Annotated in this window: 7 protein-coding genes and 2 pseudogenes; 4 read left to right on the top strand and 5 right to left on the bottom strand. The window is 60.6% G+C overall.

Annotated features, from left to right (window positions below):
- Positions 1-320: inositol monophosphatase family protein (locus NA637_RS22490; protein WP_336605511.1), on the top strand; the 320-nt coding region annotated here is incomplete at its 5' end.
- A gap of 390 nt (positions 321-710) precedes the next feature.
- The gene (locus tag NA637_RS22485; RefSeq protein ID WP_256074744.1) at positions 711-881 is read left to right on the top strand and encodes a hypothetical protein; all 171 of its coding nucleotides are present in this window, start codon (positions 711-713) and stop codon (positions 879-881) included.
- A 95-nt stretch (positions 882-976) separates the two neighbouring features.
- Here the strand turns inward: NA637_RS22485 and NA637_RS22480 are convergent.
- The 5 genes and pseudogenes from NA637_RS22480 to NA637_RS22465 form a co-directional block, all read right to left on the bottom strand.
- A pseudogene (locus tag NA637_RS22480) lies at positions 977-1177 on the bottom strand (ATP-binding protein); the annotation flags it as partial.
- Positions 1178-1747: 570 nt separating this feature from the next.
- A complete protein-coding gene (avs1c, locus tag NA637_RS25775; RefSeq protein WP_423836758.1) occupies positions 1748-1978 on the bottom strand; it encodes an AVAST type 1 anti-phage system protein Avs1c in 231 nt (76 codons plus the stop codon).
- A gap of 43 nt (positions 1979-2021) precedes the next feature.
- Positions 2022-7829 carry an AVAST type 1 anti-phage system protease Avs1b gene (avs1b, locus tag NA637_RS22475; protein WP_256074743.1) on the bottom strand — a complete coding sequence of 1936 codons (5808 nt, stop codon included), beginning with the start codon at positions 7827-7829 and terminating at the stop codon, positions 2022-2024.
- Complete coding sequence (gene avs1a / locus NA637_RS22470; protein WP_256074741.1) at positions 7826-9007, bottom strand: AVAST type 1 anti-phage system MBL fold metallo-hydrolase Avs1a; 1182 nt, start codon at positions 9005-9007, stop codon at positions 7826-7828. Before avs1a ends, avs1b begins: the two co-directional genes overlap by 4 nt.
- A gap of 199 nt (positions 9008-9206) precedes the next feature.
- The gene (locus tag NA637_RS22465) at positions 9207-10169 is read right to left on the bottom strand and encodes a DNA-binding protein (RefSeq protein WP_256074740.1); all 963 of its coding nucleotides are present in this window, start codon (positions 10167-10169) and stop codon (positions 9207-9209) included.
- An 87-nt stretch (positions 10170-10256) separates the two neighbouring features.
- Between NA637_RS22465 and NA637_RS22460 the strand changes: the two genes are divergently transcribed.
- Positions 10257-11402, top strand: a complete 1146-nt coding sequence (locus NA637_RS22460; protein WP_108233605.1) for a site-specific integrase — start codon at positions 10257-10259, stop codon at positions 11400-11402.
- Between the two features lie 196 nt (positions 11403-11598).
- A pseudogene (locus NA637_RS22455) lies at positions 11599-12321 on the top strand (IS3 family transposase); the annotation flags it as partial.

Below are 12321 nucleotides of genomic sequence, written 5' to 3'. Positions count from 1 at the left end.
ACTCAAAACCGGAGCTGAATGCCGAACTCTGTTCACCGGCGGGCTTCAGCGCAATGCCCAGCATCGCCTACCGCCTCGCCCGGGTGGCCGCCGGCGACGGCATCGCGGGGGTTTCGCTCTACCCTGTATCTCCGCACGACGTGGTCGCCGGCCATGCCCTCCTCAAGGCTGCTGGCGGCGACTTGCTTGACCAAGACGGCTATCCGATTCGTTACGACGACCTGAACAAACCTCTGTGCCGCAGCTGTTTCGGTGGCAATCTGGCAGCCAGTCAACGCCTGGCTGCACGCCCTTGGCGGCAGCGGCTTTCGATCCCCTGACGCCCTGAGCGCCCCGTGCTCCCCACAATGGGAAAGCAGCCGTGCGTGTACTTCAGCCGGCATCCGCCCGAAGCGGAGGACGGCGTGGCCTCCAAGTTACTGTCGCCAGCTCCTGGGAAATTGAGCCGGCAATGGCACCACATTGAGCTTGAGGGGCTGTGATCACTCAGTGACACTTAACTTCTCGGGACACAACCTTGGATGAGGCAGGCATGAAGTACAAGAAAGTCTCTGACAAGCACGCCAGGATCGCGAAACTCACGGAAGAGGCCCTACGGTTGGGTGGCGGTGTTTCAGACAACCAACGCCACTTCATAAAGGCAGCTCTTGGCCATGGCAAAACGATGGAGCCTGAGGGCCGCCTCGCTGGGGCCAACAGGGAGTGCAGCCATGTCTGACCAGTCCAAACAAGAAACCGTCACCCTTAGCGTCCAGGCCTACCAAAAACTTCTCGATGAGCTGGAGGATCTCCGCATCGAGCGCATTGCGTGTGATCGTGTAGGCACTGTCCCGGTCTCCGAGCTGTTATCCATTGAGGAAATGCGAACCCGCTTTCGTTGATGCTTCGGCGATCCAGGCTGGTCCCCACTTTTGGCGAGCGGTCATACTCGGAAACCATTGCCGATATGGCCAGTGCGACCAGCTCAATGCGGAGACAGGATGTGGGCGTGGTGCAGCAGCCGATCCAGCATGGCCGCCGTCAACGTGGCATCGCCGCTGAATGCCTCGGCCCACTGGGTGAATGGCAGGTTTGAGGTCAGGATCATCGAGCCCTTCTCGTAGCGTTTGGCGACGACATGGAAGAACAGGTTGGTCTCCTCGCGACCGAACGGCAGGTAGCCGATCTCGTCGAACAGGGAGTTGTGAACCGAGTCGAACGACTCGTACGACACGAAGTGGACGTAGGTCATCCGGCTGTAGCCCAGCGTGGCGAAGAGGGCCGACAGCGGTGATTTGGTGCGGCGGAAGACCACGAAGTCGGCCTGCATCTGCTTGCCGGGCTCGGTCTCGAAGCGTACCACCGGCCCATCGTCGGGCCTGGCCGGTTTGAGCCTGGCCAGCCCGGCGCGCAGCTTAGAAACGCCGCCCTGGTAGCCGCGCTCGCGAATTTCGCGCAGCACCACGGTGCCCAGCAGCCAGAGCGGATGCGCTTGCCTGACCCGATCGCGCAGATAATGTGCTGATCCAGGCGACGTAGGCTGGCTCCGGGTAAGCCTGTCCCTGGTTGTCGCGACCGCCCATGCTGCAGGGCAGGCACAGCTTCATGCCCTACCCCGGGCGCACCTAGATGTGGTCGATCTGCCTGCAATCACGTGTGGATCCGTCCTCCGCGAGTAATACTGGGTTTGCAGCGAGTTTGCCTCTTTCAGGACGAACGAAGGTAGATTCTGCTACATGCGTTGAGGCGGGAGCGATGGCGCTCGCTATCAGGTTTCCTCGTCAGCTAGAGGCGGGGTGAAGCTCCGCATCTGGTGCACCATGTTAGCGTGCAAGCGGGCTGATTCGTCGATGCTAAGCAAATCGATTCTGCCATTAGGCAAACACCTTACCTTCAAGAGGCTTTCAGGGCCCCTTAGTCCCTTGGCAAAATGCATGAGCCCCATGCGGAGCTGTTCCGCCGAATAGCCCATTCGCTCTTCGAAATCGGCCCGTGTCATCGGTATTTCATAATAACTCATCATCTAGTAGCTAGTAGCCTCTTTACAAACTATTCAGAACTGCCCGCACAACCCCGTTGACGCACAGCGCCCAGGTGATTCTCCAGCCCGGCGGGAGAGTAAGCGCTCCCCGGTGTACTGCGAGCAAGGCCGCTTCGTATCGACGACTGGCGTCGCTGCTCGAAACGCTACTGCCATCCCGCCAGTGATATCTGATGGTTGCCGAGGGGCTTCCCCGGATGAGTTGTGTGAATCGGTGTGTCGGCACCGCCGGACTGAGCGAGGCAAAGAAAGCTACGCCAGGCTGAGCTCTGACACTGATCGCCATCTGCTGGTCAGTCTCATCAGGCGGAAGTTCAGTTGATTTGAATCCATAGCGCGAGGGATACGGTGCCTGCCTAGGATCGGGCGGTACCAAATGCGAGATGAGCTCAACGAACGCCATTTCCCTCTCCAACTCCACAAAGCACTGGAGATCCAAAAACACTAGGTCATCGCAGGAGGGCCGATAGTCCTGCTCGTTGCCATGCTCCAGCGCAGCCACGAGGTCGGCGAGCAACCTGTTACCGTCTTGGGGCGTTGGAATGGTGCTCGGGTTGTAGGTACGGAGCTTCGCCTCTATATCGAAAAGCCTGTCCACGGGCATCGGACGAAACAGCGCAGTATTCAGGGCATAGCGCAGTTTGCCCGCCCAACGATCAGTCGAAAGATGATCGGGCTCTCGAAAGCTCTGCGCGACCTTGACTTCCAGTTGCTGTGCCACCTTAACCGTAAGGGGCAAACAGGTTTCGGCTAGCACTGTCCCAATCTGCAGCCTTGACGCCTCCGTGAGGACACCGAACTCTGCCAGAGCATGCCAGAGCTGATGGAGCTCTTGCGGGAAGAAATCAGGCACTTCTGGGGACTGTCTGGGGATTGGTTCAAGTCTGTCGGCGCACTTGGAGCGCATTGCCAACACAACGCCAGCCGCCGCAGCGCAGCCCTGCTCACTCGCCCGTTGGGCAATGCGCAGGAGGGTGGCGAATCGCGCCACATGACGACACTCTGCTAACACATCCGCGATAACGATGTGTGGTGCTAAGCGCTGCCACAACGAGACCGGATTGCGGCAGGACAGCACGTCGAGCACGGCTGCAGCGATGTCCGCCCGGTTGCGCGGTACCATGGAGAACGCCAGTCTCACCACGTGGGCAAACCAGGTGTCGTCACTCGTGGCCAGCCACAGCAACATAGCCGCGCCACTGTCGCGGCGCTCCCAGGCAGGATGATCAAGCGTCCAGAGCAACAGTTCAAAAAGCGCTTCCGCGGCATCCATCGCTGAGCCGTCGAGGTAGTCGAACGCGGCAGTCGGCGCGTCCCCCACCATTTGCCCGACATGCTCGACGGCGATACCAAGTATTGCGGTCTGCTGCGCGGAGTCAATCTTGTTGGCGACCACGTCGATGAGGTGGGAGGCGATCCACCAGCGTTGTGCATGACGCTCTTCCAGTATCAGCGGGCCATAGAGCCGCGCCAACGCGTTTCCGTCCTGAACCTCTGCTTCGATCAAACGCTCTGCCGGAGTACCTGTATGGGCTTTTTCCCAGATGGACCAGCCTCCTGCTTGCAGTTTACGCAGGATGTCAACACACGCGCTGACCGCCGCAGACGAATTACGCCGCCGCAAGAGCGAGCGCGCCGCCTCAAGATCTCTTCGGGCCTCCTCATCGACCGACAGTTTGCCAAACAGACCGGGACGGTAGAGCATTTCCGCATGGGCATCTGCTTGATCCTGTTGAGTGTCAGGATTGACCGGTTCACTCTCGGTCGTCCGACGCTGCGCGGTGTTAAAGCCATACATGGAGGCGAGTTGCTCAAGGCGGTCCTGCCCAATGCGGGCCTCGGCCTCTTCCAGTAAGCGGGCAAAGTCAGCTCTGATAGCTGCAGGCAAGGAAGGCACCAGCTCTCTCAACAGCATCCACCCCCATTCGGCGTGCATGCTTTGAACAATGCTGCGGATTCGCCGCTTCGCCCAAGCCATATCGTCAGCGTAATCTGCCAGGGCGGTGATGATGAGGGCGTACTCCAGGCCCCAAGCTCCCAAGTGGCGTTCATCCCCATGCTGGTACACCTCAAGCAGCGCCCAGCGAAGTCGCCAGTCAGTCTCACTCGGCACTTGGCGAAGCAAGGCGAGCAGTGCCGCCTGCTCCTCCAGCGCGCCGCCAGGGAAGCGCATGCCAACTAACTGTGAAACCCGGTCCAGATTGCCGGCCGCAGCCTGCGCCAATAGCTGCGGCAATGACCCGCAAGACTGGTGCTGGAAATATTGAATGGCGTCAGCGTACAGCGAGCGCCGACAGAGCTGAGCGATGAAGATGCCCTTGTCTGCCCGCACATAGCGCTGAAACGTCATCTCCCCGCTTGCTCGTTCCAGGTAAGCAGCGATCTGCGCCAGCGATGCCATTGCTACCGGCGCCTCAATGGGAAGCGATTCGAGTGTGCTTGACATCAGGGAGAGCTGGTCTTCCTTGTACCAACTCGGGCCCATCGAAAAACGCAGGGCCTGCTGATAGGTGGTGAAAGCCTCTTCTGTCGCGTCCAATCGCACGAGCAGTGGGACAATGCACAGGAGCTCGGGGATGAGCTCATACCTGTTCTCGACATTGGCCTCGACATAGTCTCGCCAGCGGATGACCAGGTTGAACAGCGCATCAGCCGTTTCATCCTCCAGCTCTGAGGTGACGAACTGCTCCGTAACGGCTGCTAATGTCTGGCGAAAGCCTTCATTGTAGAGGCCGAACTGTTGGTCAAACGCCTCATCCAGCATCTGGATGAGCCTCCCTGCCTGCCGAGGGAAGCAGTCCAGCATCAGTTTTGCTATGCGCAGGTATAGCCCTGGGATGATGGTTTCCGGGATAGTGTAGGCGCGCTGCCAGCGGATCCGAGATGCCAGCGGGAAGGCACAGGACGGGAAAATGACGTTAGCCACGAACGACCACACCTGATCGACTGTGGCGTGATCCGCGGCAGCCTTTGCTCTGCGCGCGGCTCCGTCGGCCCACGCGGTGGCCGCAGCGATCGAGCGCAGGGGGCCTTCCCAGTTGTGTGGTGCGACCGGTTGGACCACCGGCCGCGGCAGGGTTTCATCGAGGAAGTACCTGGCGCGCAGCTGCCGGTACGACTCGTGAAAACCCTCGATATCGGGATCGGCGCGGTTGGCCTTATAGAGTGTCAGCGTTGGGTTAGTCTGCACGATGTCCGCCGCGCACTTTTGTACCAACTGCCGAGTTGCACCCGTCTCAATCAGGGTATCGACAATGCTGAAATTAAGGTCCTTGGGCGTCTGGAGCGCATTGCTGGCCTCTTCCAAGTCTTCCAGCAGCAAGTCGATTTTGTCCTGGGGCAGGCGAACGCCATACAGCCGCGAGTTCATTTCGGCGTGGACCAGCGTGTGGAGCAGTGCATGCAGGATCTGCTCAGGATCTGCATTGGGAAGATTGAGCTGCGCGACGGACCTGTACTGTCCACTCAGGCAAAGCAGCGCACCGCTCACGGTGCCAGTGAGCCGGAGCACAACTTCGTTTTGCCTGTCGGCGGAGAACGGGCTGTTAGGGGCGCGCACGATCCCCCGCACCACCGCGCCAAGGAAGCCCTCCACTGGCGGCTGCCCATCCGCTGCTATCTCCAAAGCGAAACCGTGCAAGCGCTGCAGGACGGTCTCAAGGAGCAGATCAGTCTCGATGCTACCCTCGGATTGCCACTGTTCAAAAACTGCATCAAGCGAGAGCTGAACTTTCTCCAGGAGGAGCCTGGCTCGTTCCTGGCAGCCCATACGCGTCAGTGCGTGGACGACGGTGAAGGCTTCGTGCGGGTTGACAATGAGGCGACCGTTGCGAATGACATGCCGCAGGGCTTCATCGGTTTTGCCGAGCGCCAGCAGTGCCAGCGCGACCCGTTCGGCCGATTGTGTAAAAAGGGTGTCGTAGCGAAAGGTCAAGCGTTGCGATAGGAGCAGCAAGCGGACCATATCAGTGGCCGTACCGATACATGTCGCAGCGGCAAGTGTCTTATCGATGTCACCCAGGAGCACATCCGGTTCTGCCCCGAGCATAACGGAGGTGTCCACCCAGGTTTGCTGACACTCCTGAATGGCCCGCAGTTGCGACTGTGCTCCGCCCAGCAGACCGTGATAGACCCTGTTTAGCTGCCCGTAGTCGCCACTTTCCGAAGTGGAGCAGAAAGTCGCCAACCGCTCCTGCAGTAGGTGGTTCACGGCCGAGGTTTTATGTGCAACGAACTCCGAAAAGGATGGATGATAGATCTCGGTGCTACCCGGCTGAGCGAGGAGATGCTGGATCCGGGCCAGCGTGGATACGTAGACCGCACTCTCGGTTGGCAGCAGCATGACCGTCAGGTCTGTTGTTGAGATGCCCCAACGGAGCCGAGCAATGATGCCCAGCAGATTGACCGCGTCTTGGTCCGGCAGTAATTGCCCCCACAGCGTCTCGTAGTAGTCCTGAATGGAACCACTGAATGCGGGCAATTGAGCGATATCCGCTCCGCTAGCGCCACCGTTTACCAAATCAGCCAGATAGCGGAGGTACAGCGGGTGGCCCATGGCCCGCTCACACAGCAGAGTTACCAGGTTTGACGTGGCCACGCTCCGCTCGAGCAATTCGACGCACAACTCGCGCTGACTATCGTGTTCAAGGGCCGGAAGGGTCAGGCGCCCTGCCGCCTGTAGCAGTGGGCCGAAAGCACTGGCATGCGCATCCAAGCCCACGCCGGTAAGCACGATCACAAGCCCACGAGGCAAGGCCAATGGCAGCAGGCCTACAAAGCGCTGAAGACTGTCCATGCTTACGCCGACCGCTTCGTTCAAACCATCGATAAACAGTACCCCGACCTTGCCAGCAGCAGCGCGCCGGTTGGCTAGGTCCCGGAGTGTCTCATGGGTCTGCTGAATAAGTTCAGGGTATGACAGCTCACGCAACCTGGCCGGCTTGCCGCTCACTTGCATCGACCACAATGAGTTGACCCAGTCAAAGAACACTTCCGGTTGAGCCTGATGCGCAGGCGTGATCCCTCGGCCACGCTCCGACAGCGCATACACCCCCAGTACTTCGAGTGGGTGGGCTTGAGGTGCAAACCGCCTGCAGTAGGTCGACTTGCCAATACCATGCGCCCCTTCTATCAGGAGGTACCCGCCGCTCACGCTCATCAGACGGCTTTCAAACAGCTCGTCAAATTCCGGGCGAGCACCATACGGCGCGCTTTGCTCAGTTTCGACGGGAGTCTTAGGAAGCACGCCATTGACTTCTAGGAACGGTCGCAACTTGTCAATGCTCAGCGCCGCGAGCGAAGTGTCAACACTCAACCGCAGCATGCCACGGCAAACGCGGCCAACCATCAGGGCTCCGCCTGATAGGCCGTGATAACTGGAGAGATGGGTTCCTGGCGCGACCGAGAGATCGAGGTCCACACCGTAGACCAAGTCGCTCAGTACCTGCTGGACTTCGCCGTTGAGGGAATGACCGAGATCCAGCTTGCTCGTCGGATAGCCAAACGCAGACCAGTTCTCGCCCACTCGGGGTAGGCTGGGATCTATCGCTATAGGGTCAACGTCTAAGGAGGCGGGAAGGCGGAGCAGGCATACGTCGAGGGCGTCGTCCTGCGCGTCAATAACCACAGTGAACTCAGTCGCTGCGGCTCCTGCCCCGAAGCGTGCAGTGAGGGTGCCGTCCGCCGCCGCAGTAGTCTTGACACAATGAAGCGCCGTCAGCACGAGCGTGGGCGCGATGAGCCAGCCTGTACCTGCATCGCCGGCGCCGCTAATCATACATGTGGCTTGTTTGACTGCTTCATCAGTCACGGCTGGGCCTCTCCCAGTTGAATCCATTCACCTTCAACCACGTGTACGCTGAAGCGCGCGCCGGATTTCGATGAGTAAGTACGCAACCTCCGCGAGGCTGCGGTTTCGTAGTTGAAATAGATCTTGCGCTCGAAGGGTCCGGGCCGGTCGACAATGGCGGCCAGTACTGCAAAATCTGGATGACCATGCTGGGTGCCATTAGTGGAAATCAAAAAGCAGGGGGCGTCCACCAGCGCGAGCAGCTCCACACTGGTGTTGTGAAGACTGCCGTGGTGGGAGACTTTGATGGCGTCAAACAGCTGTATCCCTGCGTCTGCCTGCCGTTGCTTAAGCTCATGAACCATGTCTTCGGCCCAGGCGTCGCCTAACAAGAGAACGCTTGACTGCCCTGCCGTAAGCAAAAGCGCAATGGAACTACCATTGGCAATTCGCGTGTCGGCTGAATACACCTCGGCCAGCGGGAGATCCTTGTTTGCAGCAATCGGTTGAGCGCTGGGAGAAGCTGGCTGTTGAGCAGTATGGGCACACCACATCTCGTAGGCATCGTCCACAAGATCGCTACCCTGCCCCGCGCCTCGATAGCCCAGTTTCCGCATTTCCTGGAGCCATAGGGTTCGAAGGCTTTCAAGCCGGTCGACGCTAGGGCCAAGCACCTCAAGCTGTACCGCGTTCGGCAATTCGAGTGCGGCACAGCGCTGGTCTATGCAGCGGGATCCGTCACCAAAATTCCAGTGGTAACCTTGGCTCTTGATCAGCTTGGCCAAAGAGCTGCCCTGACGAGCGCTGATCGGATCGGCCACTTGCTCGGCAGGTATGGGGAAGCCACGTCGCCTGATGGCTTCGAGTACCCTTGCATCTTCAATCAGGCCAGGCCCGGTAGTCGGGCATGGTAAGGAGCGCAGGCTGTTATGCCAGACGGCGTCGACTTCAATGCATCGACTGCCCGGCCCGCCATTTGCCGAAAAAAACGCCAGAAGCCCACCGATGTGATCGGCGTCGATATGGGTGCACACTACCAGACTGAGTCGCTCGCCCGCGCGTGATAGCTCAGCTAGATCCTGAGCGATGTAGCCGGTATAGGTGCTTGCATACCCTGCATCTACCAACAAGTGATTGCCGTTGGCATTGATCAGGAATGCATCGCCGTTGTTCGCCGGATACATCTTCAGTTTCAGCATGCTGCGCAACACGCGTGTGGATATGGGCTGCTCAGTTTAAGGGATGGGGTCCTGCCAAGGTGAAGAATTCGCGCCACACAACCACATACTTGGCTCAGGGGGGACTCATACCCGTGTAATGTCTTGTCGTGATTCGGATAGCGGGGCACCGATACGGTATAGTTGACCTAGGCGCCTCCCCATTCGTAACGCGGACGAATTACGCTTTCTTGGTTGTGGACTTGCGCCGGTTCGATGCCCGCTGTTGAGCCAACTGCTGCTCCAGCGTGTCGGCCCGTGCCTGTTGGGCCACGGCCGTATGCCGCACCGCGTCGTGCGCTTGCTGCGCGGCGTGCAGCCGGGCCTCCAGGGCTTGCCGCTGCTGATCACCCTGCTCCGCTGCCAGCTCGGCACGCGCTTGTTGTGCGGCCGCCTCGCGCTGAGCCTCGCTCAAGGCGCTCCGGGCCCGCTCCATGCGCTGCTGCAGTTCGTCGAACTGGCGTTGCAGTGCATGGCGCTCGGCTTGGCGAGCCTTGCTCTCCTCCCGCGCACGGTCGATTTCGCGGTGCGCGCGCTCTTCAACACCGCGCACGTATGTTTCCTGCGCCATCCGCTCTTTCTCAGCCTTCCGCTGGGCCTCGTGCAGCTCGGCCTGCAGCACCTGCAGCTGATGCTGCAGGGCATTGCGCGCCTGTTGCAGCTCGCCGCGCTGCTGCTGCAGATCGTCGATCTGCGCCAGGCGCTGGGTCAGCAAATGTTCAAGGTCGGCCAGCCGAGTTTCGGCCGCCTGCCGTGCCGCCAGTGCCGCGGCGGTTTGCTGGCGGGCCTGCACCGCGTCCTGACGCGTCAGCTCTTCGATTGCTGCCAGTTGCTCGCGCTCTTCAGCCAACGCCTGGCGTTGGCCAGCGACCGATTGCTCAACTACGGCCTGAGCCAATGTCGTCGCGTGCTGCCACACCTCGACAAAGGCCTGCGCCACCTCCGCCGGCAACGCCGGCAAGCGGGACTCACCACGCAGGCGCTGAGCCAGCTGGTCCCACCACTGATCCAGCAGGGCGCCGACCCGCGCTGGGCTGCCGCGCCCCAACTCCAGGCGCACCCGCTCCACGGTGGGCCGTTCGCCGCGCGCCAAGACCGCGTCCGCCGCGGCGAACACCTCAGTTTCCGGTACGCCTACCGCCATCCCCTGCCTCCTGCTAGATTAGGTCTGATAAACAAATGTTATCCGACATTATCTACCAAAAACCATAATTAGAATACGTTGAACGTAATGAATAATACGCCACTACTCCATTGCAGCAACAGCAGCCTGCTGGCCATCGATCGCCTTGATGCCGAAGCCCGCGCCGCCGCGGCCGCCTTCGTCGCCGCCGGCACCGCCGCCAACACTGTGCGCAGCTACCGCAGCGCCCTCGCCTACTGGGCCGCCTGGCTGCAATTGCGCTACGGTCATACCTTGGAGGCGGGGCCGCTGGCGGACACGGTGGTGGCGCAGTTCATCCTCGATCACCTGGCACGCCCCGAGGCGGGCGGCTGGCAGTACCTGCTACCTCCGGCGTTGGATGCCGCGCTGGTCGACGTCGGGGTCAAGGCCAAACTCGGCGCCCTGAGTTACAACACGGTACGCCATCGCCTAGCGGTGCTCGCCAAGTGGCATACCCTGAAGGACTGGCCGAGCCCGACCGAGGCAACCACGGTGAAGACGCTGCTGCGCGAGGCGCGTAAGGCCCAGACCCGCCAGGGTGTCAGCGTGCGCAAGAAGTCCGCGGCAGTGCGCGAACCGCTGGAGGCGATGCTCGCCACCTGTAGCGATGGCATGCGCGGCATGCGCGACCGCGCGCTCCTCCTCTTGGCTTGGAGCGGTGGCGGACGCCGGCGCTCGGAGGTGGTCGGGCTGCAAGTGGGCGATGTCCGCCAGTTGGATGCCGACACCTGGCTCTACGCCCTGGGCATCACTAAGACCGAGACCGGGGGCGTGCGCCGGGAAAAACCGTTGCGCGGGCCCGCGGCACAGGCACTCGCGGCCTGGCTGGCGGCGGCGCCGGCCAGCACCGGTCCACTGTTTCGGCGGGTTTATCGGGGGGGCCGCGTCGGAGCCGCGGGTTTGTCGGGTGACCAGGTGGCGAGGATTGTGCAGCGCCGCGCGCAGTTGGCCGGGTTAGACGGCGACTGGGCCGCGCATAGCCTACGCTCTGGCTTTGTTACCGAAGCTGGACGCCAGGGCGTTCCGCTCGGCGAAGTGATGGCGATGACCGAGCACCGCTCGATCCCAACGGTGATGGGTTACTTCCAGGCCGGAACATTGCTGAGTAGCCGCGCTACCTGCCTACTAACACGACAGACAGATGACCGCGATCAACAAAACCTGTCTCGCGACAACGTGAACGGATCGCAACTAGATAGGAATGATGAATAAACCTCGGCGACTGAGAGGCCCCTACCGAACTCCCTACTCTAATTCCTGCATTGAGACCACTACGGCCCCACTAGAGTCCTTTCGCCCCCTCCTAAGGAAGGTCTGAATGTAGTGGTCTACTGATCCCGGACTGTAGTGGTCTACTGATCCCGGACACCGATTTAGGCGAAAATCATCGCCATTAGAGAGGTGTTCGATGAGTAGACAGCGACGTACATTCTCAACCGAGTTCAAGCGCGAAGCCGCAACTCTGGTTCTGGATCAGGGGTATACCGTGGTGGAGGCCTGCCAGTCCTTGGGGGTGGTGGAGTCGGCACTGCGTCGATGGATCAAACAGCTTCAGGATGAGCGCAGTGGCATCACGCCGCAGGGCAAGGCGCTGACTCCCGAGCAGCAGAAGATCCAGGAGTTGGAAGCCAGGATCAACCGGCTGGAGCGGGAGAAAGCGATCCTAAAAAAGGCTACTGCTCTCTTGATGGCGGACGAACTCGAACGTACGCGCTGATAGACCAGTTGAGTGAGCAGGAGCCCGTGGAAATGGTCTGTTCAGCGTTCGATGTGCCGCGTTCGTGCTTCTACGACTACCGCGCTCGGCGTCATCGAGTTGATGCTCGTCGTGTAACTCTCCGCAGTCAGGTTAACCAGTTTTTCAGTGAAAGCCGCGGGGCTGCGGGCAGCCGCAGCATCATGGGCATGATGCGCGAGGGCGGCGTGATGATCGGTCGTTTTAAGGTGCGTAGCCTGATGCGTGAGCTGGGCCTCGTCAGCAAGCAACCGGGCTCTCATGCCTACAAACAGGTCACGGTTGAGCGGCCCGACATCCCGAACCTGCTGAACCGTGAGTTCGATGTCGGGCTCCCGAACCAAGTGTGGTGTGGCGACATTACCTACGTCTGGGCGCAGGGCCGCTGGCATTACC

It is taken from the genome of Stutzerimonas stutzeri, assembly GCF_024448935.1.
Taxonomy (GTDB): Bacteria; Pseudomonadota; Gammaproteobacteria; order Pseudomonadales; family Pseudomonadaceae; genus Stutzerimonas; species Stutzerimonas stutzeri_AO.
This window is presented reverse-complemented; position numbering and strand designations above follow the sequence as displayed.